This window comes from Streptomyces sp. NPDC043854, assembly GCF_056436005.1.
Map to the genome: position 1 here is coordinate 107,617 of NZ_JBWKDK010000018.1, position 21,950 is coordinate 129,566.

Here is a 21,950-nt window from a genome sequence, read left to right on the forward strand (position 1 = left end):
TGCAGTATGTGGCCCAGGCGCCCACGCAGGAGGGGCTATTCGTCAGCCGGAGAAACCCTCGGGATCTGACCTCAAAGAGATTCGAACCCTGCCGGCGGTGCGGCGCTCCACCTCGTCCAACCGTTCCAGCAGGCGGGGCGGGAGCCCGTCGCGGCGGCCGCTGCGGCGGATCCGGATCCGCCTCTCGGGATCGCGTTCCAGCCGTTCACAGGTACGGTGCAGCATGCCCAGCAGGTAGGCGACCTCGGCTGTCTGGCGCTTCCAGTTCTCGGTGGAGACGCAGTACGCCGACAGGTAGCGCGCGACTTCCGCGGCCGACTTCCCGGTCTCCGTCACGATGCGTACCCCCCGCGCGGAACTCCGCGTCGTGCAAGCGCCTCTTCCCCGCCATGACCCTCAACTTCCCCTCTGGTCACGACTGCACGCTACGAGGGGAAGAATCAGACTGGTGAGCAGTGCTCCGACCCATGTCCGCTGGGCTTGAGGTCGGGGCCGTCCCGCAGGTTGGCTGCCGATTGGGCGAGTGGGGGATCCGTCGGCCTCAAGGGGCGGCCCGAAAGCTCGCGTGGCGCGCTTCCGGGATCCGCCCCCGTTCTCCTCAGTCGGTCGTGAACAACAGGACGGCGTTCTGGCCGCCGAAGCCGAACGAGCAGCTAAGGCCCGCGTTCCCGGCCACCGGGCACGGTCGGCCGGCGACGATGTCCAGCTTGTGATCGCCGTCCTGGTGCTCGAAGTTCGCCACCGGCGGCACCGTCCGACGGCGCAGGGCGAGCACCGTGTAGGCCGCCTGGATCGCCCCCGCCGCCCCGAGGGCATGGCCGATCACGCCCTTGGCGGCCGTTACGGGCGGCATGTGCTCTCCGAAGACCTGGGTGAGCGCTGCCGCCTCGGCCGCGTCATTCAGCGGTGTGGAGGTGCCGTGCGCGTTGATCAGGCCCACGTCGGCCGGAGCGCACGCCGCGTCCTCCAGTGCGACGCGGATGGCCCGGACCGCTCCGCGTCCGTCCGGGTGCGGGGCCACCGGGTGGTGCGCGTCAGCGCTGGCGCCGTAACCGCGCAGCACAGCCTGGACCGGCGCCCTGCGGGCGCGGGCGTGGGAGAGGCGTTCAAGGACGAGGACGGCGGCGCCTTCGCCGAGGACGAAGCCGTCGCGCGCCGCGTCGAACGGCCGGCTGGCCAGTCGCGGGTGTTCGCGCCGCCGGGACAGCGCCCGCATCCGGGTGAAGCAGGTGGCCGTCATACGGGAGCGCGCGGACTCGCTGCCGCCGGCCAGCACGATGTCACACGTCCCGGACCGCAGCAGGTCCCGGGCGACACCGATCGCGGTCGCGCCCGAGGCGCAGGCGCTGGACGTGGTGAAGTTGGATCCCTGGGCGCCCAGGTCGATCGCGACCTCGCCCGCGGCCATGCTGGGCACGCTGCGGGGCAGCGCGAGCGGCGAGACCCGCTCGGGCCGGCCCGAGCCGAGATGGCGGAACTCGGTGACGTACGTACCGAGGCTGTTGGAGCCGACGCCCAGCACGACCCCGACCCGCTCCGCCGGCCATGTGCCGGTGTCCAGCGCGGCGTCGGCGACGGCCCGTCGTGCGGCGGCCAGGGCGAACTGGATGAAGCGGTCCACGCGCCGACCGAGCGACCGGCCGAGTTCAGCCGCAGCGTCGAATCCCGTCACCTGGCAGGAGAAGTCGACGGGCAGCCCGGCGAGTTCCGGGTCTGGGGCGGCCAGTGAGCGGCCCTGGCACAGGGCCGCCCAGTTCGCCTCCGTCGTATGCCCCGCCGGAGTCACCAGGCCCAGCCCGGTGACCGCGATCTCAGGCGGCATGCTCGAACGCCCGGGCCGCGTCACCCAGGGTGGAGGCCGGAAACAGGTCCAACTCGCCCTCGGCGAGGACGATCCCGAACTCCTGCTCCGCCGCTACGACCAGTTCCATCAACGACAGCGAGTCCATCCCGAGGCTTTCGAACGTCGTCGCGGCCGTCAACTGCTCTGGCGCCACCTCGACATCGAGATGACCGGTCAGCAGGGCGACGAGCTGCTCGGGCAGTGTCTGTTCCGCATTCGGTTCCGTTGCTTGCGTCATGGTGCGTTCTCCTATTTCCGTCGAATGACGTGATCTTCGCAGGAGTAATGAGTTGGGCATGCCGCGCCCGGCTTGCGGGGCTGGCCCGAAGGTCGCGCGCCATGCCGTGCCGGAAGTCCGACCAGGTGGCGAACTACCTGGTCATCAAGGGGGCGTTGATGAATTCGTACGTAAGATCATTGTGGGGCGCGCGGCGCTTCCCATGCGCGCTCGCTCGTGGGGGTGGACCCGTCCTGGCAGCATTGCTGTACGCAATCTTGCTAACGCACCATCCTGGGGAGTCCAGCGAAGGAGTAACCGAGCGTGACGCGTACCGGAGCGGTGTTCACCACCCCGTGGCCCCTGCGGATCAACCCGCATCTGGATCAGGCACGCGAGAGCGCGCTCGCCTGGATGCGGAGATTCGGCTTGCTGGACGGGGAGCAGGCCACGGAGGACTTCGTCGACTGGCGACTGGCCGAAGTAGCCGCCTTCTTCTATCCGAACGCCAGTGCCGAGGACTGCTGTACGGCGGCACAGATGATGGGCTGGTACTTCCTGCCGTTCGACGACCAGTTGGACGGTGAGATCGGCCGTGATCCCAGCAGGGTGGCGGCTGTCTGCAACGCCCTGATCGGCATCGTGCACGGAGTGTCCGGGCCGCAGTCGCACGATACGCCGACGATGCGTGCCTTCGCCGATCTGTGGAGCCGTATGGTGCGGGGGATGTCCCTGCCACTGCGCACGCGCGTGGCGTTCAACTGGACGTTGTACTTCTCCTCCCAGGTGACGGAGGCGATCGACCGCACGACGGGATTCGCCCACCGCGACTTGGCGGACTACTTCGCGCTGCGGGCCGCTACCACGTGCGCCTTCGGTCAGAACGACTTGGGCGAGAAGTGGGGCGGCACCGAGGTGGCGCCGGAGCTGTGGCACCATCCCGTGCTGCAGCGCATGCGCCAACTTGGCGCCGACCTCGTCGCATTGCGCAACGACTCCATGTCGCTCACGCACGAGGACGTCACCGGCGGGCACAACGCGATCCACCTCATTCAGCGCAGCCGCGGCTGCACTCGGCAGGAGGCACTGGCCGACGCGTCCCGCCTCGCCCAGGAAAAGGTCGATGAACTCGTGGAGTTGGAGGAGAGGGCGTTGTCACGACTGGTGCGGGCAGCCGACCGGAGTCAGCGCACGGCACTGCGGGGATACGCAGACATCATCCATGACTGGATCTGCGGTGACTACGAATGGGAACGGATCACCACACGCCATGACGAGCACCGCGTGATGCCCGACTGGGCGTCCGGTCTGCTCGTGAGCGCGGGGAGCTGAGCGATGACGACGACAAGCCTCCCGACCTCCCTCGTTCCCGCCCCGCGCGCACCTGGCGCCCTGCCCGGTGTGGGCCACCTACGCCAGTTGCTCGTGGACCCCACCCGGTTTCTGACCAGCCTGCCGTCCCACGGCGACCTGGTGGAGATCCGGCTCGGCCCCCGCCCCACCCACGTCGTCTGCAGTCCCGAACTGGTCTACGAGCTCCTGGTGACTCGCCACCGCGACTTCGACAAGGGCGGGCCCTTCTTCGACAACATCTCCGTGTTCTTCGGAGACGGCCTGGCGACCTGCCCCAACGCCAAGCACACCCGGCTGCGCCGACTGACCCAGCCGGCCTTCCATCCGAGCAAGCTGCCGGGGTACGGCGAGCTGGCGGGCCGCGAGATCACGGCGATCACCCGGGAGTGGCGCGAGGGGCAGGTCCTGGACGTGCGCCGGCTGATGCAGGAACTCGCGATGCGGATCACCGTCTCGACGATGCTGGCGTCCTGGTTCGACGGCACCGGTGCGGACGCCGACACGGTCCTCCGCACGCTGAGTGACGTGGACGTACTGGTCAGCGGCGCGTTCCTGCGCATGGTGGCGCCCGGCATCACCCGCCTGCCGCTGCCGACCAACCGGCGCTACGCACAGGCACGGGAGTCCTTGTACAGGCACATCGACGCCACCGTCGCCGCCTACCGCCAGGCCGGTACCGACCGGGGCGACCTGCTGTCCATGTTCCTGGCCGAGGACGGTGACGGAAACGCGCTGTCGGACACGGAAGTACGCGAGCAGGTGATGACCATGTTCATCGCCGGCATCAGTACGACCGCCGCCATGCTCGCCTGGACCTTGTACTACCTCTCGTTGGACGACGACCTCGACGCGGCCGTCGCGGCCGAGGCCCAAAAGGTCTGCGGAGGCGGCCCGGCCCGGCACGAGCACCTTCCGCAGCTACCGACCCTGATGGCCGTGGTGACCGAGGCCTTCCGGATCAGGCCCTCCGCCTGGCTGTTCAGCAGGACCTCCATCAAGGACACGTCCTTGGGCCACTACCGCGTGCCGGACGGCGCCGACATCCTGATCAGCCCGTACATCATCCACCACCGGCCCGATCTCTTCCCCGAGCCCGACCGGTTCGACCCGGGGCGCTGGAGCGACAACGGACGCAGCTGGGCCAAGGCCGAGCGGGCGATGGCGCTGGTGCCCTTCGGGACCGGGTCCCGCAAGTGCATCGGACACGACTTCACCGTCATGAACGTCATGCTGTCCCTGGCGTCCATCCTGGCCGACTGGAAGCTCACCCCCGCCACGTCCCGCCCGGTCACCCTCGTCGGGCGCAGCATCATCGAACCCCGCCACCTCGACCTGCGCCTGCACCGCCGCCAGATGCCGTAGCAGGCGCTGCTCCGCCGTCCACCGCGCCTACCCCCGCAGCGCGCGGAGGACGGCTTGCTCGATCGCGTAGGCCAGGTCGTCGGCCTGCCGGGCGGTGAACCAGTCCGCGGCCATGACCAGGGTCATGTCGAGGCCCCCTGTGTTGTCCTGGCTCCCGGTGAGGAAGACCGAAGGCAGGGGGCCAGGGGGAAGGGCGCAGCCGTCGATGGGGTCGGATCGCAGGTCCGGGGGAAGCAGGAGCGGCGGGGTCTTCGTCATCATGTTGCTGACCAGAACACTGATCGGAGCGTGCGCCACTTCGTCCATCAGCTCGGATGTCGCGGCGATGGCCTTCTGCACCGTGTTGTCCAGGACCGCTTCGCGCAGTTGCTCCAGTACGCGGCGTCCGATGTCGACCGGATGGAGGTCGGGGCCCACCTCGACCACGGCCTGCGCGGCGGTGGCAGCCAGCACCATCTCGTGCGGGGACATGGGCGGCCTGAGCCGCCGCCGTAGATCCAGAGCGGACAAGCACGTCATGGGCACGCTTTCGTCCGGGTACGGCGTCTGCGAGTGGACCGCGCGCAATGCGATGCCGCAGGCCAGCGCGTGCAGACTCAGTCGTGCCGCCTTGGCCACCCGCGTCAGCTGATCGACCGACTCGGCGGACAGCCGCACCGGGCGCCTGTGGACGCCGCCGTGCGTTCCGGTGCCGTGACCGGCGGCGAGGGCGGGGACGCACGCGGGGACGAGGTCCCGCATCCTCGCCGAGCGCTCCTTGAGGAAGGCGTTCAGCTCCTCGGCGGAAAAACGGGCACGGAAGTGTTCCTCGACCGGGCGGGGCAACCCGGCGGTACGGGGCGGCAGCACCGCCGTACGGCCGGTGACACGTGCACTGTAGCTGCGCCACAGGGTGTGCAGCAGCGCCAGCGCACTGACTCCGTCGCTTACGGCATGGTGAACCGACAGGGCCAACCGGTAGCGCTCCTCCGCCTCCTCGGCCACGACCACGCGCAGCAGCGGCGTGTCCAGGGCATAGGGCTCCCCGGCCTGCTCGATACCGTCGGCCACACCGAGACACGGACCGGGCACCGACGGGTCCAGCCGCAGAACGTGACCCTGATCCACGGCCACGATCCGCGCCGACAGCACGGGGTGCAGATCGAGCAGGTCCCCGACCGCGGCCGCAAGAGCGTCGAGGTCGAGCCTGCCGTGCAGCCGCTGGCTGAAGTGGATCGGCGTACCGAACGAGGCGAAGGCCACCTCGCTGGCCGCGAGCGGGCGTTCCTCCACCGCGATGGCACGGGTCAAGGTGACCTCCTTGCAGGGGCTGCGGGCCGGCAACGCGGTCGCCGCCGAGGCAGGTGCCGCGCCATGATGGTCGTGCGCCGTCGGTGGTCACTGCAACGCGGGCTGCCCCGGTTCACTCCGTCGAGGTCTACGCACGTCAATGGTGCCGGGCGCGTTTCAGTCGAACGACTCAAAGGGCCAACCCGAACGGTGGGGCATCCCACCAAACAGAGTCGGTCCGGCACCGCATTGGTTAGACACGTTCCAGGACAGCGGCAGCTGACGCCCCCAGCCTGTGCGGAAGGAACCCATTCCCCTATGAGCAGGACACGATCCGACCTCCGATTCGCGGACGCACCCGGCGCGTTGCCGGGACTGGGGCACGCCCTGCGCATCTGGAGAACGCCGCTGTCCTTCCTCTCCTCCCTGCCGTCCCAGGGGGATCTCGTACGCGTCCGACTCGGGCGGCAGCCCCTCTATGTGGTCTGTCATCCGGAGCTGGCCGACCAGGTACTACGGGACTCCCACACATTCCCCAAAGGCGGCCCGGGTTACGCCCAGATGCGCACGCTCCTCGGCGACGGGATCGTCACGTGCCCGAACGTCAAGCACAAGCGGACACGGCGGCTGCTCCAGCCGCCGTTCCAGCGCACTCGCGTCGCCGACTACATCCCCACCATGGTCGAGACGGCCGACGCGGTAACCGGTGCCTGGCGGTCCGGCGCTCCGTTCGACGTCATGCGGGAGATGACGGCAGTGGCGGCGATGATCGGCGTGCGCACGATGTTCGCCGCGGAGATCACGGAGCACTACCGCGACGAGACCCACGCCTGCATCGAGGAGATCACCGACGGGATCCACCGCGAGGTGCTCACCTCCGCGCTCGGAATGCGGTGGTTGTTCCCCCACCGCACCCGCCGGTTCCATCGGGCGCTGGCCAGGTACGAGCAGGTCATCGACGAAGTGATCCTCTCCTACCGCCGTTCCGGCGCGGAGCACGCGGACATCCTGTCCATGCTCATGGCGGCACGTGACGACGCCGGGGAGCCAATGAGCGACCGCGAGGTACGTGACAACGTCATCAACATGTTCACGGCGGCGACAGCAACGGGTCGTGCCAGCGCCATGGTGTGGGCCCTGCATCTGCTCGACCGCCACCCGGACATCGCCCGTCGCGTCCAGCACGAGATCGACTCCGTCCTTGGAGGCGAAACGCCGGACGATTCGGCGCTACAACGCCTGGAACTCACCCGGCATGTCGTCCTGGAGACGCTGCGGTTGTATCCGCACGGCTGGCTCATCCTCCGCCGTGTCGCCACGCCCGTGGAGCTGGCCGGACAGATCCTGTCGCCCGATACCAGCCTGGTCGTCAGCCCGTACCAGCTGCACCGCCAACCGCGCCTCTTCCCCGACCCCGAGCGGTTCGACCCCGACCGGTGGGGGGCAGCCGAAGCCCCCGGCCCCCGCGAGGCGTACATCCCGTTCGGCAACGGCTCCCGCAAGTGCCTCGCAGAGGCGTTCGCGGTCACCGAGATCACCGTCGTCCTCGCCCGGGTTCTCCAGAACTGGACCCTGCGAGGGCAAGCAGCGTCCTCCGGACCCCTGGTCCCCCGCGTCAACGCGCTGCTCGAGGCCCCGCCCCTGGTGATGACGCCGCAGCCGCGCACCTCCCACATGACGGCGACAAGCGGGTGAACAGGACCGCACAGACCCACTCGCCCGGCGGCAAGGACACCGACGTACATCAAAGAGGGCAACTCATGACCGCCTCTCCTCCCACGGACACCGGCATCGCCCTCACCGCACGGGACGTCCACAAGGCATTCGGCAAACACGTCGTACTGGCCGGCGTCGACCTCACCATCCGGTCCGGGGAGATCGTCGGCATCGTCGGTGAGAACGGCACGGGCAAAACCACTCTCCTGCGCATCCTCTACGGCGACCTGCGCCCGGACAGAGGCACCGTCGCGGTCGACGGCACCCTCAGCCACTGCCCCCAACACCCCGTTCTCAACAACGCTCTCACTGCGTCCCAGCACCTGTGCCTGTTCCAGGAGGCCTACCGCCTCCGCAACCTCGACCGTGCGCACGAGCTGATCGACCAGCTCGCCTTCGCCGACCAGCTGCACGCTCCCGTCAAAGTCCTCAGCGGCGGCACACGGCAGAAGCTCAGCCTCGTCCTCGCCCTCATGCACGATCCCGATGTCGTACTGCTGGACGAGCCCTATCAAGGCTTCGACTGGCAGACCTACCTGGCCTTCTGGGACCTCGCCGCCGCCCGCCGCGCGGCCGGGCGGACCACCGTCGTCATCTCCCACCTCGCCTACGACACCGACCGTCTGGACACCGTCATCCAACTCCGTCACAAAACGGGCGTCATGGCCAAGGAAGCCGATCGGTGAGGGCCTATCGCGTCGCGGCCCGCCACAACCTGGCCGAACTCGCCAAGAACACACTCGCCGCTCTCCTGCTGGCCGTCCTCATCCCCTTGTGGATCCTCGCCGCGCCACAGATTTTCGCGCCCGCCCAGCTGGCCTTCCGGCTGCGCGCGACCGGGCGGACACTGACCGCCTCGGCGGACCACGTGGGCGTGATCCACGGATGCCTCGGGATCGTCATGCTCCTGATGGCCTTCCTCACCTTCAGCGCCGCCCGTCAGGCCGGCCCCTTCGACCGCCGCCTCACCGCGGCCGGCTACCCCCGCACCCCGCTCCTGCTGGCCAAGGCGACCTCGCTGCTCTTGGCCGCGGCACTCGTCGCCCTGTACACCACCGTATGGATGCAGGCCGTATGGTCGCCCCGCCACCCGGGGTTCTTGTGGCTCGGGCTGTTCACCGCGTGTCTGGTCTACGGAGCACTCGGTCTCGTCCTCGCCCTCTTCCTGCCGGGTGAACTCGAGGGCATGGTCGTCATCTTCGTCAGCAGCAACCTCGACCTACTGCCGCAAAGCCCCCTGGTCAACCCCGATCCGCACGGGTTCCTGGGCCCTTTGCTGCCGATGTACGGCCCCATGCAGACCTGCCTCGCCGCCGGTCTTGCCCCCACGACCCCGCTGTGGCCCGTGGCAGCAAGCCTCACGTGGGCCGGGGCCCTCACCCTCATCGCTCTCCTCGCCTTCTGGATCCGCACCCGTGGACGGCAGCAAGGCAAACGCTTCACGCACGCGCTATACGGAAACTGACCGGACCGCCGAACACGTCAGGGGAGTAGCTCCTGGTAGGGGCGGGGACCGGCGCGGTTGCACGTGGCGCTCCGTTTCCAGCCCCCGCCACTTCAAACCATGCATGCGGTTCTCCCGCACACAGCTCTCCGACATCGTTCACCGGCTGGCATCTGAGGTTCTCGGTTCGGGGTGACGTTGGTCTTGGGATCGGGCGCATGCCGGTGGGGTGGCGAGGTATCCCGATGGGGGACTTGACCGCGAAGCAGCGGTCCCAGCGGGAACGGGTGCGGATGCAGACTGCCCTCGGCCGCGGTCGCGGCGCGGATCCGCATCCGCCCACGTAGGGCCTGTGCCACAGCTCACCGACCACACCACTCTGCGGTGCGCAGCCGCTCGAACACCAACCCATTACGAGCGGCATCGGTACAGCGCTGGGAAAACGATCTCCCGTCAGATGCGCCGATGGTCTCCGCGATGGCCGTGCAGCCTTTGAGCCGGTCGAAGAACAGCCCCAGTGGCTCCGAGCCTATCCGTCGACGGGCCTCCGCCCGCTGCGTGACCCGCAGCACCCGATGGCCGGGGTCCGGTGCGCTGATCCGTCCGCAAAGACACTTCGGCCGGAATCGAGGTGGGCAGGCATGCCGAACCGGTCGGACAATGGGGCGCTTCGTCGACCATGCTCTGGCCAACGACCTCACCATCCGCTCGACCAACTGCGTGACCCGCCTCGGCGCAGAGCGTCTGCGCGCGCCGCCTGCAGGCAGCACACCTTCTGGGGAAGTCGGCAAGGAGCCTGGTCACCTTCGACGCAAACTCTACTCAGTACCGGCCTGCAAGGTATCCGTCACCAGGTCGGGTGAGGCAGGTCAGATCACCTCTCGCGGTTCAGGGCTTGTTCGCCGGGTCCCACCAGCCGGCCGAGCGCCCCGGCCGGCTGGCCGACCGCCATGTGAGCCATTGGTCCGGTCGGGCCGAAGGACACGAGAGCACCGGCAAGCAGTACCGACAGGCAGCCCCAGCTCAGATCCCGGACGCAGGCGGGGATTGGCCTGATCGCCCTCGGGTCATTTTCATCAGCAGCCCTGCACACTCTCCGGCCTGCTCGGACGCGTCCGCTCCGACCAGCTGGGCACTCACTGCTGCCGACTCCGAGCCCGGCGATATACCTATCGGGCAGACCGAGCCGTCGCCTCTTCCGCCGCCGCAGCTGACACCAACGTGCGCTGGGCAAGCCCAAGGCGAGCCTGGGCAAGCCACCGGCGAGAGGCGGCTTGCCCACCCCGGCCGGAGCGTGGCGGCAGGCCCAATGCATGGCCGCTAGCGTGATTTGATGTGTGGCAGGGTGGTGGGGCATGTGGGCCTTCGGGGCCTGTGAACGCGAGAGGGGTATGTCATGAACGAGGCCGAGCTTAGGGCGCTGTTCGACAAGATCGACACGGACGGCGACGGGCGGATCAACGTCGTCGAACTGGCGGAGGGGTTCAAGGCCGAGGGCGCCCAGGGGCACCTTGCTGAAGAGGTCAAGAAGGCTATGACGGCCGACGTGAACCACGACGGGGTCCTCGACTTCGAAGAGTTTCGCACCCTGCTGAAGTAGTGGCAGGCCTGAGCGCCTGGGCAAGCTTAGGGGAGCCTGGCAAGCCTACCGCGAGGAGGGCTTGCCCAGGCACTGCGGTTACGGGCCGTCCCGTCCCGGGCGCAGGACGTCGGCGTAGATCCGGGCCCGGACACCGGGCTGGCCGGATCACGGCGAACCGGGCCGATGCCCGAGGTCGCCCAGCGCTCTTCCAGCGCTGCCATGACGGCCCGGACGGTGTCTTCGTCCCCGCCGGTGATGTCGAGCACCACCAGGCCGGGCTCCGCGATGTGACGCTCGTCGATCTGCTCCATGCCCTCACCGACGAACCGCTGCTGGATACAGGTTCGCCAGCAGCGGTTCGTTCACCCTAACGATCTCAGCAGCCTGCCTCGGTGTCAGCGGTTCCGTCCTTCCCGTCCAGGAGTGCCTGGCGCATGTCCGGTACTCCGACACCTTCCACGAACGAGCAGGCGGTGTCGACGTCGCGGGCCTGCATCGCCCGGATGTAGGCGAACGCGCTGACCACGTCGGCCGGCTCCATCGGGGCGAGCGGCGCGGTGACGGTGTCTGGGGCACGACTGCTCCTCACGTACGGGGCCGCCCCGCTGATCGCGGCGGCCTCACAGACGCGATCCTCGGAGCAGGGGGCTGTGGACAGCGGGGGGAGTGATGAGAGGCGGAACCGCCTTTCTTACTTGACTGCACAATCTCAGATCCTGCTCAAGTCCCACCCAGCCGCTGCAGTGCGCGGGCACGCTCGCTGTGTACGACGTTCACGTGGCTACATCCATGAACACAGGAGGCCTTTGATGCGAGTCAGGGGAACGAACGTCACCAAGAAATCCGTTGCCGCAGCCGTGATGGCGGCCGGTCTGGTCCTGGGCACCGCCGCCACCGCGAGCGCGGCCAGCTACCCGGAGAGAGTCACCTTCAACAACAAGCACTACGACGTCCACTTCCAGACCGGCGGCTGCCGGGTCGAGGCCAAGTTCAGCTACACCGGCGGCATCACCACCAACAACCCCACCTGGGTCGCCAGCGCGGTCCGCACCGGGGACAGCTCGTGCAACGTGTACGTCGGGGTTATCTACAAGAGCCCCGACAACAAGCTCCACATGCTCCAAGACACCCGCCGCAGCAAGAACGTCTGGGTCGCCGGCCGCGGCATCCGCTGCGGGGCGGTCTTCGGGGTGCAGCGCCCCAACGGCAGCTGGTACTCCCACGCCCTCACTCCGTCGAACAGCCAGGCGTGTGCGGGCGCCAGCTGGTAGCGACCGGCTCCTGGCCGATACCAGGTTCCGGCCTGCCTCAAGGGCCGTCTCTGTGGAGCGCCGTCCGGGACGGGACTTGAGGGAGTGAGGATGGCGCTGAGCGCCCTGATTGGGGTCGGGTAGTTCTGCTACTGACCGGCCGACGGCGTCCGGCCGCCTCCCATGCGCTGGTCTGGTGGTGCCTGAACGGAACCCCGGGCGCGGGGTTCTGTAGCCAGATCCTGGGTGGGCTCCGCATCGTCCTGATACACCTGTTGGTGAAGCCCGACCTCTGGTGGCCCGGGCCCGGGTGATTGCCCCGCAACCACCCGGGCCTTGGCGATTGCGGGGCAATCACTTTGGCGACTGCCGCGATTGCGATGCGATCACAGGACTGCCCATTCCACCCCGAGTTCGGCGAGGGCTGGGTGCTGGTCGACCGTCGGTCTCGTGGTGCTGGTCGGCGGCTGCGACGGCCTCGGACGGCGGGAGGGTGTCTGGCTGGACCAGGAGCCGCTCGTGCAGCGGCCTGTCGAGTGGGACGTGCAGGTATCCGTGCCACAGGGCGTGGGAGGCTGCGGGCTGGACTTCGAGGGGGTCGCCGACGGCTTTGACGCCTTCGATCAGCGGCCGTGGCTGTGCGAAGGCGTTCAGGACGGCTGCGGTGAGGACGGGGCGGATCTGGCTGCGGGTGTCGGTAGCCGACGGGCCACCGCAGATTGGCCGCCGGTACCGGCTCGAGCGGTTCGAGGCGCTGATAGGTCCAGCCGACCTGTTCACAACGCCCGTGTCATGGCCGCGGCGACCGTCAGGGCTCGTGAGTTCGGGTCGTCGCACCGGGGGCCGGGTGGGGTGCTGTTCGCGGACGGCAGCGTCCCCGGGCCGGTGTACTTCGACGCTGGTTCCGGTGTCGGCGGCCAGACGGTCAGCCACTGGAGCGTCTACGACGGCCGTTTGCAGGACGCTCCGCGCGCCGCGTGTTTTCGGGCGGTGTGCTCGTGCGGTGGGTCGGGTCGGAGCACCGGCTGGACTGGGCAGCGATCGGCGAGGAGGAGCTTCGGGAGGCGGGCCTGGATGACGCGGACCGGTGCCAGGACGACTTCGACCGCCACATCACCGACATCGACCGACAGGCCGTCGCGCTCCCGCCAGGGCTGGAGACGCTGCTGCACGACGTGGAGCTGGCCATCGAGACCCTGGCGAAGGACTCCGCTGTGACCGGGGTACGGGCGGCCCGCCGCCTGGAAGTCCTCGCCGGACAAGTCGGCTACACCGCAGCCCACGCATCCTTGGACCAAGACCCGAAGCACGTCGCCCCCGCCTTGGGCCTGAGCGTCGACCAGACCCGCACGCTGCTCGCCCGGTTCGGCCGCTGGAGTCCATACAGCTACTGATCCGGCGGCCGACCGCCTCGCCGTACGCAGCCGGCCGCTTCCGGCCCGGGAGCGCAGTCAACGGCGGTGTCACCACGGTGCCGCTGTACTCCGCCGAGGACGTCAGGCTACTGGGTCGTCCGGCCCGACGTGGGCTGGCGGGCGGTGCACACGATCGCTGCGGGCCGCCGCTCCCCGCTCGCCGGACTGGCCCCCCATCCCGAGCTCCTGCCCAACGGGGTTGAAGCCGGCACGGGGTTCGGTGCCGGCCCCGCCCCCGGTAGCGGCTGTGGCCGGGGGAGGTGGCCGAGGGTTCCGCTGGTCTCTTCGTCCTGTGGCAGGTGTTTGGGCCGGTTCGGCGACGGGACGTGCCGACGTGTGGCCGGCGGCTGACTGCCCGGCCCGGTCCGCCGGGGTGTACGTCACGGTGGTGGTGGGGCACCGCTCGGCGATGGTGTGGAGCGCTTCGTGCTCCGTCTCGTCAACGGTGAGGTTCCAGCGGAGCTTGGTCGCGGTCCACTCCGACCCGTACCGGCACAGCGCGTCGAGGGTAGGCGGGAGCCATGTCGAGGGGTCCTGGCCTTGGACCGGTTCGACTTGGCGGTGACTGCAACCAGAGAGGTCGACTGTCCTTGGTCGTTGGCGTAGGCCTCGCGGCGGGCTGCGGTCCAGGCGGAGTCTCCGACTGGCGGGGAGCGTCATTCCCACTGTGCTGTATTCGAGGACGCTGGTGGTGTCGGCCAATTGTCAGGGGTGAGCGCTATGGTGCGTGGCCGTGGACGCTACTGATCTTGACTATCGGGCCCGATCACGGTCGGGCTGTATCCCGCCGGAGCTGGTCTCGCGGCTGCTCGAACGTGGTCACGTCGACGTGGTGGAGCTGCGCGCTGGACGCGGGGAGTGGTTCTGCGCGCTGGCGTGGGCGCGGTTGCTGGGTGAGCAGGGTCGGCAGGCCGAGGCGCTGGAGGTGCTGGCACCGTACCTGGCAACCGGCTGGTGGACGGCCGTTGAGGCCGCGGCCGAGCTGCTGGAGGGCTGGGGCCGTGTCGACGAGGCGATCGAGATCACCCATGTGCGCATGAAGGCCGGGCATCCGATGGCCCTGGAGTCCTACACCCGTCTGATCGCCCGGCACGGCCGCGCCGAGGAGGCGTTCGCGCTGTTGCGCCCACATTTCGGTGAACGGTCCCTGGCCGTGGCACTGGTCGACGTCGCGGCCGACGCCGGTCGCGACGAGGAAGTCGCCGCGCTGCTCGCCGCCCGGACCGAGCACCGGTGTTCCGACTTCCCGTGGTGCTGCCGAGGCCTCGATCGCGACACGGCGAACGGACTGCTCGCCGCGGTCCGCGAGCGCCAAGGGCGCACCGAAGAGGCGATCGCCTTGCTACGAGGGAGCACCACCCTGGTCAACAACTGTGAGCAACTGGCCTCGCTGCTGGCACGGCAGGGCCGGCTCGACGAGTTGCGGGCAGCTGCGGCGACTGACGGCTCAGGGCAGGCCGTGCGACGACTTGCGGGTGTGCTGGAGAAGCAAGGCGACGCGGAGGGGGCAATCGCGGTATACCGCCAGGCCTGCGGGGCCGTGGGCCACGACCCCAACTTGCCTTTCGAGCTCGCGCGGCTCCTGTCCAGGCACGGCCGGGGGAACGAAGCGATCGAGGTGATCCGCGTCCAGGCCGACGCCCGCAACGGGGAGGACTGGATCCTCCACACCCTGTCCGAGTTGTACCTCGACCAAGGCCGGCCCGGGGACGGCCTGGCGCACCTTGATGACCTCGCCGCCGCTCGCGGGGGCGAGGAGGAATGGGATCTGTACTGGATACGACTGCCGCTGATCGCCGCGCGCGACGGCGTCGACGAAGCGATCGCACAGGCCCGCTCCCACCCCGAGGGCACCACCTGGTACGCGGCGCCGCACATTGCTGGGCTGCTCGCCCGCGACGGACGTACCGAGGAGGCTGTCGCCGTCCTCGAAGAGCACCCCTCCGTGAACAGCCATGACCTGGCCGGCTACCTCATCGACCTCGGCCGCATCGAAGATGCCGTCGCTGTCCTTCACCAGAACCAGCCCCGTCCCTCGACCACCGCCTGGAGACAGGAGCCCCCGTTCTGAAGATATGCCTGGTGCATCCCGAGAGTTGGTCGGCCCTCCGATGAACCCACGGAACTTCCGTTCGGCGACCTCCAAGCTGCTTCACGTGCCGGTCACGGCAGGCGAGGTAGTCCCGAAGCGGAGGATGACGTGAAAGAGCACCCGCGGATCATGGACAGTCGGCAACCTGCTGCAAGCCAGGGCCCCGGATACGGCCCCGCCATGAGTCCCTCACCACAGCTGCCTGATCGACACGCTCCGTTATCGAGCCGATCTCCGTGACGACACGGTCATTCTCGGCAAGGTGGTCGCCGTCCTGCGCGCGCTCTGAGATGCGAAGTGGTCCGCCCGGGCGACGTGCGAAGGGCTTCCGGGCGGACTCCGGTTCCCACGCTGCCCCCTCACTCGCCGATCCTCCACCGTCCGGGAACCCTTGGCGAGACTGAACAGCTCCAGCTCAAGACCGTCCGGGCCCACTGCTCCGAACTGGACGCCCTCACCCGGCACGTCCGCTCCTTCGCGACGATGCTCACCGAACGCCCAAGGCGAGCGTCTGCCGGACTGGCTCGACGCGTCCGGCAAGACGATCTGCCCAGCTTCCACACTCTCGCCGCGGGCATTGACCGCGACCGCGACCGCGACCGCGACCGCGACCGCGACCGCGACCGCGACCGCGATGCCGTCATCGCCGGCCTCACCCTGCCCTGGAGCTCGGGCGCGGTCGAAGGACATGTCAGCCGGATCAAGATGCTCAAGCGCCAGATGTTCGGCCGCGCAGGCTTCCAACTCCTCCGCAAGCGGGTTCTCCTCGCTCCGTAATCCGGTCAGGATTAGGCTCGGCACAGACATACGATCGGCACGTGACGATCAAGTACGAGTGGCGGGGTGACTTCGACAACGCCTCCCTCAACGCGCTACACGCCGACGGCTTCGGCCACCCGGTCGCTCAGACCGACTGGCGAGAACGGCTGCGACGCCACAGCCTCGGCTGGGTCTGCGCATGGGAAGACGGCTCTCTGATCGGCTTCGTCAACGTTGTCTGGGACGGCGGAGCTCATGCCTTCATCCTCGACACGGTGGTCGCGCAGCATTGCCGGTCGAGAGGAGTCGGAGCCGCGCTCGTCGGAGCTGCCGCCAAAGAAGCCCGTGTCGCGAAGTGCGAGTGGCTTCACGTCGACTTCGAGGAGCACCTTCGTTCGTTCTATTTCAATGGCTGTGGCTTCAAGGAGACGGCAGCCGGACTGATCGCCCTATAACGCGGAACTCCGCTACCCTGTCGAGAGCACCACCGGCCGCACCGGCGGCTACCGCCTGGCCGCCGGGGCCAGCCTGCCGCCGCTGCTGCTCGACGACGAGGAAGCCGTCGCCATCGCCACTGCCCTGCGCACCGCCACCAGTGGCGTGAGCGGCATCGCCGAGAGCGCGGTGCGCGCCCTGGCCAAACTGGAACAGGTGCTGCCCGCCCGGCTGCGCCACCAGGTCGCCGCGATCCATTGTGTCTGGGCTGGTTCGGCGACGGGACGTGCCGACGCGTGGCGGCGGCTGACTGCCCGACCCGGTCCCTGGTTCTACGGTGCCGGGGTGTAGGGCGGTGGTGGTGGGGCACTGCTCGGCGATGGCGCAGAGCGTTTCGTTCTCCGTCTCGTCAACGGTGAGGTTCCAGCGGAGCTTGGTCGCGGTCCACTCCGACCCGTACCTGCACAGCGCGTCGGGGGAGGGCGGGAGCCATGTCGAGGGGTCCTGGTCGGCCTTGGACCGGTTGGATTTGGCGGTGACTGCGACCAGGGAGGTCGACTGTCCTTGGTCGTTGGCGTAGGCCTCGCGGCGGGCTGTGGTCCAGGCGGAGGCTCCGGAGTCCCAGGCTTCGGCGAGGGGGACCATGTGGTCGATGTCGAGTTCTGAGGCGGATGTGACAGTGGTGTCGTCGTAGTACGACCACCACACGCCTCCGGTCAGCGCGCAGCGGGCGCCGACGGCGGGGGCTTCGACGGCTTCGTTGATCAGGACTTCGTTGCGGGTGGGTGTTGCAGCCATCGCTGGCGATGTCGCCGGCGTTCCAGTGCTTGAAGGATGTCCGCTGGTAGCCGTCCTTGAAGGTCGACGTCCACCTCGTAGAGGGGGGTTGTCGCTCGGGAGGGTGGTCCAGTCGAGCGGGTACTCGGCCGTGCCCCGCCGACCGCACGAGCAGCTGACCCGCAGCACGGCGGCCCGGGGCCGACCGAAGGCCGACGCGCTCGGCCAGGTGGACCAGCGCGACCAGCCCCGCGTCCGAATCAGACTCGGCTCGTCGAACACGGCTCGGAGACCACCGAAGCGGCATGGGAAGATCGGATCTCGCGGATGTTCTCTCTATCTGTGGACTTGGAACTGCAGGAAGAGACATCATCCCAGGTCAGAGAACTTCCGCGCCCTCATGTCCAGGTGCTGGAACGATTGTTGATTGGCGGAGGCGCCTGCCAGGTATGGCGGCCGGGCCCTCATCGACCGACCGGCCACCGTCCTCAACGAAATGGGGAGCTGGTCCTCGTTGAAGAAACCCTACTGGCAGCCGTATTGGTGGCGACTGCTGTTCCGTGCGGACGGTGATCCGGGATGGAAGGCGATGGGTCCCGAGCCGGTCAGCCAGGTTCCGAACGATGCGCTGAAGAAGGCATCGCTCGAAGTGTGGGCCCGTGCCTTGCTGGAGGAAGCGCTGTACGAGCTCGACGACTTGCGTGGCGACCTGCTTTTTGAGTGTTACGAAGAGCCCGCTCCCGCAGACGGTACTCCGCCGGTGTATTCGTGCCAGGTACGGCTGCCCGGAAACGCCCTCCCACCATATCCCGGCCGATGAGGGGCTGTGTATCAATGGCAGGTCTCCACCTCCGCCGACGCACAGTCTTCCGGAGGCCAGGAAGAGGTGATGCGCCTGAACGCCGCTGCCGTCTCCGCCGGCTACGGAGACGGACCAGGGATTCCCATCCGCATCAGCGACCAGATTTGGTTGGCTCACCGAACTCGCCGAAGGCCCTCAGAGCGGCACGAATCTCATCAGTGCAGGTCACGCTGCGTCTTCTCGTCGACTGCCTTCGCCCGTCCGGTGGTCACGCGGTGTCGACGGTCACGCATTTCCCCACGATCTGCATGATCAGCGTCACGTAATTCCCCACCCGAGCGGTCAAGTTTCCCTATGGGGATGACGGTGCCGAGTGGAGCCCAAGGGCGGGAGGGCCCCAAGCTTGCCGCTCTCTGCCACTCACGTGAATGTCGGGTAGACCGGTGGCCATGGGTAGCCCAGTTGCTCGGCATCATGCGAACTTCCCCAGACTTCGGCGGTGGCATCCCTCGCTGGGCCGCTGCAGCAGACCACGACACAGCCTGAGCCCGGCTGCAACGGGGCTGCTGAGACGTCGACCGGTTGGCCGTTCCGATTCCGTGTCGGCCAGCGGGCGCACTCGTGATGGGTCAGGCGGAGGCTTCTGGCAGCATGGGCTTGTGAACACGGTGAACGACTCGGACGACCCGCTCCAGCTGCTGATGGGCTTGGAGGTCAGCGCCGTGTCTTTCGTGCGCGACTACGTGGAGCTGCACTTCGATGGACCGATTCTGCGGGCTTTGAGCGACCCCTTGGGGGTGTATGGGAGTCGCGAGTGGAGCTTTCCCGCACCGGGGTCGCTGGAGCTCATGCGCTGTTACATCGGCAAGACCGTCGACGGCTATGAACTGGATCCGAATCGGGTTCTCGCCCTGGACTTCGGGGAGCACCGCTTCGTCATCCCGCTGGACTCTGATTCAAGCGGAGGCCCCGAGGCGGCCCACATGGTCGGCGTCGACGAGAACGGCCGGGCTTCAGTCCTGGGTGGGCTGTGGATCTGGTAGCAAGGGCGGCACCGATCCGGGGGCGACTCTTTCAGTCGGAGTCACAGCTGCGGGAGTCGCGATGCTCGGCCGGCTACTGCCTCCTGGTGAAGCTGCCGGTGTCGACCTCGGTCAGGAGGCCGAGCTTGACCAGGCGTTTTAGTTTGGCGCGGGTGCCTTCGATGTTCTTCGGCAGGATTTCATGATCAAGGGCTTCACAGACGTCCTTGGCCCGTAGCGGTCCGGTCGTGTCGTTGAAGACGGTGAGGATGCGGGGGTAGTCCGGATGCTCGGGCAGGTCCGGCGGGACGGCTGGGAGCCGGTCGGTGAGGCCCGTGACGGTCTTCCGGGTGATCGCGAGGTGCTCGAGACAGGTTTCGCCCTCCCGAAGCCGACCCTGCCGGCTGCCGCAGCCCCCGGCTTGGTCCGCCACGGGGAGCCAGCCCGGACCACCAGGACCCCGTGGTGACCTCCGACCCGTGAAATGATCGTGGTCACGCACGATCGACGGTCCCGGAACGCAAAGCTATGTCCTCGCGGTCCGCTCCAACCACCGCGTCACCATCCAAGCCGGAGGCATGACCGCGGCGAAGGCCGCCGACGGTGCCGGGAGGGGGATCCCTCACGCAGTTGCACCGGCCGGATCGCCTTCCGCCCGGTCCGGACGACCAGCTCTTTCACGCTCCGGGACGTCTCGGGGTATCGCTGCGGGACGTCGTCCGGTGCCGCTGTAGGGCGGAGTGCAGGCACCGCGTCCCCGGGCTGGGCGGTCATGGTGGTGGAGATGCCCAGCACGTAGTACAGCCCGCGTTCCTGAAGGCCGAGGCGGAAGCAGCGGTGTCCCCGTATCCGCCATCAGCGACGGCCAGCGGGACGTTCAGGCCTCACGACCGTGTCTCGTCGTACTTCCCAGGCCTCAAGGACGAACGCGCCCACCACCGGCTCCGGACGAGCAGATACCGCTGACCTGCAACGAGATCCAGCGCTTGTTCGCCGCGCTCACCGCCCGAGCCGACCGCCCAGCCGCACATCGCCTCGGCTGGTCCGACTGGCGACGACGCCACCAAGCCCGATCCAGGGCCTACCACTACCAGCGGTGGACCAACCAACAACGATGAAGATCACGATCCGCAGCCGAAGTTCCGGTTTGACCCGCGAAAACGCCCCGGAGCGATCTCCCACTTCAGGGCAGCTCGCTGCGCTCGTCGAGCTGTGCAGCAGGCACTCACGCGCCCTGCGTGCCGTACCAGCGCCACTCGGTGAGTCGTGGGCGATCGGGGAGGGCGGTGCGTCCAGTTGCCCACAGCAGGATCTCCCAGACGTCAAAATCAATGGCGACATGGGGAAAGAGCTTCTTCAGGACCCGTTCGCACAACTCCCTTGGCGGCGACCACTCCAGATTCAACCCCTGAGCGATGTCATGGGTGTGCACAAGGGTCTCAACAACGGCCATTGCGGCAAAGCCCTCTGGATCCGAGGACCCAAAGACGTGGTAAGCAACGGTGGTCGAGGGGGCAGTGCGTAGGATGGACGCGAGCAGGCCACCACACGCCTCCAGGATGGTCAGGAGGCCCTCGGGGCCCGAGGCCCGCTCAACGAAGAGAACGTTTGCCGGCCCACCGCTTCGGTCACTGCCCGTCCGGAACGGCAACACTGTGGACATCGGCGGCTTCGCGAGCCCAAACCTCGCGGCGTAGGTGAACAGGTCATCGGCCAGATGCTCGAGCGTCTCCCAACACGTCCACTCGAGCGTTCCCGCCTTGGCCTCCCACGCCTGGGAATCTGCATCCCTCAGGACGTCGATGGCCAAAGTCACGACCCGACGCACGTCCTCTCCGTCGACTGCGGTGTCTGCGCTCTGCATACGGAGGATCGTAACAACGGCCAATGTGAGCCCTGTCCGCCCGGCTCTGCCTGCACGGGGCGGGGCCGTTCGTGGGCGTGTGAGCAGCAAACCGACGGACCCCTGGCCTCGGCCGAGCGACCGAGGGCGGCGAGACTCCTGGTGCGGAAGGCTGCGCTGGCACGCTGAAGCGTCCGCCGCCCGGAACCGGGCCAGGGGCCTTCGGCTGCGGCCCCGACTACCGGAGGTGTCGTCAGGCGTCGGCCAGGGCGACGAGTCGCGGGTAGGTGAGCTGTTCCGTCCGCCCGGCTGTGACATGGGTACGGGCTTCGGGGAGGAGTTCCTGCAAGGCGGCGTACCCGGCCGTGCAGGCCGCCTCCTGCCCGCCGGCTTCCCGGGGCGCCCAAAGGATGATCACCTGCTCGGTTCTGCGCGCTCCGTCCGGGGCGGCGAAGGACAGCTCGTGGACGACCAGACGCGCCTCGTCCGCGGGCAGCGCCCGGATCAGCTCTTCGTGGGTCAGATTGGCTTCCACCTCCTGCACCAGGACGGCCGACGGGTCCGCACAGCGGATGATCACGGTGTTGATCTCCCGCGTCTCCCTCACATGCCGCAGGGCCTCCAGACAATCCTCCGAGAAGCGGACCGGGCTGCTCACAAGGCTCTCGTCTCGATCGTGTTTGTCACGCACGTACCAACGGCGTGGAACCCGATGAGGATGCGGCCCAGTGCAGGGCCGTGCTGAGGCTGATCCTTTGGAGTGGACACC

22 protein-coding genes and 5 pseudogenes are annotated in these 21,950 nt (G+C 68.3%); 15 read left to right on the forward strand and 12 right to left on the reverse strand.

Features of this window, described 5'->3' with window-relative positions; genetic code table 11:
* Positions 1-42: 42 nt before the first annotated feature.
* The 3 genes and pseudogenes from AC068A_RS18575 to AC068A_RS18585 all read right to left on the reverse strand — a co-directional run.
* A pseudogene (locus AC068A_RS18575) lies at positions 43-348 on the reverse strand (undecaprenyl diphosphate synthase family protein); the annotation flags it as partial.
* Between the two features lie 250 nt (positions 349-598).
* Positions 599-1,822 carry a beta-ketoacyl-[acyl-carrier-protein] synthase family protein gene (locus AC068A_RS18580; RefSeq protein ID WP_478586152.1) on the reverse strand — a complete coding sequence of 408 codons (1,224 nt, stop codon included), beginning with the start codon at positions 1,820-1,822 and terminating at the stop codon, positions 599-601.
* Positions 1,812-2,081 (reverse strand): acyl carrier protein, encoded by a 270-nt coding sequence (locus AC068A_RS18585; protein ID WP_478586153.1) that lies wholly within the window; start codon positions 2,079-2,081, stop codon positions 1,812-1,814. The genes AC068A_RS18580 and AC068A_RS18585 overlap by 11 nt, the downstream gene beginning before the upstream one ends.
* A gap of 303 nt (positions 2,082-2,384) precedes the next feature.
* Here AC068A_RS18585 and AC068A_RS18590 point away from each other — a divergent pair, with 303 nt between their 5' ends.
* Both AC068A_RS18590 and AC068A_RS18595 read left to right on the forward strand, forming a co-directional pair.
* On the forward strand, positions 2,385-3,392 hold the full coding sequence (locus tag AC068A_RS18590; RefSeq protein ID WP_478586155.1) for a terpene synthase family protein: 1,008 nt from the start codon (positions 2,385-2,387) through the stop codon (positions 3,390-3,392).
* A gap of 3 nt (positions 3,393-3,395) precedes the next feature.
* Positions 3,396-4,775, forward strand: coding sequence for a cytochrome P450 (locus tag AC068A_RS18595; protein ID WP_478586157.1), 1,380 nt, complete (start codon positions 3,396-3,398; stop codon positions 4,773-4,775).
* 27 nt (positions 4,776-4,802) lie between these two features.
* Here the strand turns inward: AC068A_RS18595 and AC068A_RS18600 are convergent, their stop codons facing one another.
* A complete protein-coding gene (locus AC068A_RS18600; RefSeq protein ID WP_478586158.1) occupies positions 4,803-6,065 on the reverse strand; it encodes a phthiocerol/phthiodiolone dimycocerosyl transferase family protein in 1,263 nt (420 codons plus the stop codon).
* Positions 6,066-6,362: 297 nt separating this feature from the next.
* Between AC068A_RS18600 and AC068A_RS18605 the strand changes: the two genes are divergently transcribed.
* From AC068A_RS18605 to AC068A_RS18620, 4 genes are all read left to right on the forward strand, one after another.
* Positions 6,363-7,739, forward strand: a complete 1,377-nt coding sequence (locus AC068A_RS18605; protein ID WP_478586160.1) for a cytochrome P450 — start codon at positions 6,363-6,365, stop codon at positions 7,737-7,739.
* A 65-nt stretch (positions 7,740-7,804) separates the two neighbouring features.
* Positions 7,805-8,446 (forward strand): ATP-binding cassette domain-containing protein, encoded by a 642-nt coding sequence (locus AC068A_RS18610; RefSeq protein ID WP_478586162.1) that lies wholly within the window; start codon positions 7,805-7,807, stop codon positions 8,444-8,446.
* The gene (locus AC068A_RS18615; protein ID WP_478586164.1) at positions 8,443-9,225 is read left to right on the forward strand and encodes a hypothetical protein; all 783 of its coding nucleotides are present in this window, start codon (positions 8,443-8,445) and stop codon (positions 9,223-9,225) included. The genes AC068A_RS18610 and AC068A_RS18615 overlap by 4 nt, the downstream gene beginning before the upstream one ends.
* Positions 9,226-10,600: 1,375 nt before the next feature.
* Positions 10,601-10,804: an EF-hand domain-containing protein gene (locus AC068A_RS18620; RefSeq protein WP_360636467.1), complete on the forward strand. Its 204-nt coding sequence runs from the start codon at positions 10,601-10,603 to the stop codon at positions 10,802-10,804.
* Between the two features lie 26 nt (positions 10,805-10,830).
* Here the strand turns inward: AC068A_RS18620 and AC068A_RS18625 are convergent, their stop codons facing one another.
* Positions 10,831-11,097: a DUF6207 family protein gene (locus AC068A_RS18625; protein ID WP_478586167.1), complete on the reverse strand. Its 267-nt coding sequence runs from the start codon at positions 11,095-11,097 to the stop codon at positions 10,831-10,833.
* A 65-nt stretch (positions 11,098-11,162) separates the two neighbouring features.
* Positions 11,163-11,375 carry a hypothetical protein gene (locus AC068A_RS18630; RefSeq protein ID WP_478586169.1) on the reverse strand — a complete coding sequence of 71 codons (213 nt, stop codon included), beginning with the start codon at positions 11,373-11,375 and terminating at the stop codon, positions 11,163-11,165.
* 220 nt (positions 11,376-11,595) lie between these two features.
* On the opposite strand from AC068A_RS18630, the gene AC068A_RS18635 reads away from it, so the two are divergent.
* Positions 11,596-12,057 carry a hypothetical protein gene (locus AC068A_RS18635; protein ID WP_478586170.1) on the forward strand — a complete coding sequence of 154 codons (462 nt, stop codon included), beginning with the start codon at positions 11,596-11,598 and terminating at the stop codon, positions 12,055-12,057.
* 977 nt (positions 12,058-13,034) lie between these two features.
* Positions 13,035-13,430: a hypothetical protein gene (locus AC068A_RS18640; RefSeq protein ID WP_478586172.1), complete on the forward strand. Its 396-nt coding sequence runs from the start codon at positions 13,035-13,037 to the stop codon at positions 13,428-13,430.
* A 387-nt stretch (positions 13,431-13,817) separates the two neighbouring features.
* On the opposite strand, the pseudogene AC068A_RS18645 reads toward AC068A_RS18640, so the two are convergent.
* Positions 13,818-14,092 (reverse strand): annotated as a pseudogene (locus AC068A_RS18645) (HNH endonuclease); the annotation flags it as partial.
* 92 nt (positions 14,093-14,184) lie between these two features.
* Here AC068A_RS18645 and AC068A_RS18650 point away from each other — a divergent pair.
* The 4 genes and pseudogenes from AC068A_RS18650 to AC068A_RS18665 all read left to right on the forward strand — a co-directional run.
* The gene (locus AC068A_RS18650) at positions 14,185-15,522 is read left to right on the forward strand and encodes a tetratricopeptide repeat protein (RefSeq protein WP_478586173.1); all 1,338 of its coding nucleotides are present in this window, start codon (positions 14,185-14,187) and stop codon (positions 15,520-15,522) included.
* A 504-nt stretch (positions 15,523-16,026) separates the two neighbouring features.
* Positions 16,027-16,320, forward strand: coding sequence for a hypothetical protein (locus AC068A_RS18655; RefSeq protein WP_478586215.1), 294 nt, complete (start codon positions 16,027-16,029; stop codon positions 16,318-16,320).
* A 41-nt stretch (positions 16,321-16,361) separates the two neighbouring features.
* On the forward strand, positions 16,362-16,757 hold the full coding sequence (locus AC068A_RS18660; protein WP_478586175.1) for a GNAT family N-acetyltransferase: 396 nt from the start codon (positions 16,362-16,364) through the stop codon (positions 16,755-16,757).
* A 4-nt stretch (positions 16,758-16,761) separates the two neighbouring features.
* Positions 16,762-16,995: pseudogene (locus AC068A_RS18665) on the forward strand (helix-turn-helix transcriptional regulator); the annotation flags it as partial.
* A 74-nt stretch (positions 16,996-17,069) separates the two neighbouring features.
* Here the strand turns inward: AC068A_RS18665 and AC068A_RS18670 are convergent.
* A pseudogene (locus AC068A_RS18670) lies at positions 17,070-17,647 on the reverse strand (HNH endonuclease family protein).
* Between the two features lie 381 nt (positions 17,648-18,028).
* Here AC068A_RS18670 and AC068A_RS18675 point away from each other — a divergent pair.
* Positions 18,029-18,334: a hypothetical protein gene (locus AC068A_RS18675; protein ID WP_478586177.1), complete on the forward strand. Its 306-nt coding sequence runs from the start codon at positions 18,029-18,031 to the stop codon at positions 18,332-18,334.
* Between the two features lie 641 nt (positions 18,335-18,975).
* Complete coding sequence (locus tag AC068A_RS18680) at positions 18,976-19,359, forward strand: hypothetical protein (RefSeq protein WP_478586179.1); 384 nt, start codon at positions 18,976-18,978, stop codon at positions 19,357-19,359.
* 73 nt (positions 19,360-19,432) lie between these two features.
* Here AC068A_RS18680 and AC068A_RS18685 read toward each other — a convergent pair whose 3' ends face one another.
* Entirely contained in the window at positions 19,433-19,771 is a 339-nt protein-coding gene (locus tag AC068A_RS18685) for a hypothetical protein (RefSeq protein ID WP_478586181.1), read from the reverse strand.
* Between the two features lie 125 nt (positions 19,772-19,896).
* Positions 19,897-20,112 carry a hypothetical protein gene (locus tag AC068A_RS18690; protein ID WP_478586183.1) on the reverse strand — a complete coding sequence of 72 codons (216 nt, stop codon included), beginning with the start codon at positions 20,110-20,112 and terminating at the stop codon, positions 19,897-19,899.
* A 164-nt stretch (positions 20,113-20,276) separates the two neighbouring features.
* Between AC068A_RS18690 and AC068A_RS18695 the strand changes: the two are divergent.
* A pseudogene (locus tag AC068A_RS18695) lies at positions 20,277-20,456 on the forward strand (IS701 family transposase); the annotation flags it as partial.
* Positions 20,457-20,563: 107 nt separating this feature from the next.
* On the opposite strand, the gene AC068A_RS18700 reads toward AC068A_RS18695, so the two are convergent.
* Positions 20,564-21,202: a hypothetical protein gene (locus AC068A_RS18700; protein ID WP_478586184.1), complete on the reverse strand. Its 639-nt coding sequence runs from the start codon at positions 21,200-21,202 to the stop codon at positions 20,564-20,566.
* A 232-nt stretch (positions 21,203-21,434) separates the two neighbouring features.
* Positions 21,435-21,839, reverse strand: coding sequence for an actin depolymerization factor/cofilin- and gelsolin-like domain-containing protein (locus AC068A_RS18705; protein WP_478586186.1), 405 nt, complete (start codon positions 21,837-21,839; stop codon positions 21,435-21,437).
* Between the last annotated feature and the right edge of the window lie 111 nt (positions 21,840-21,950).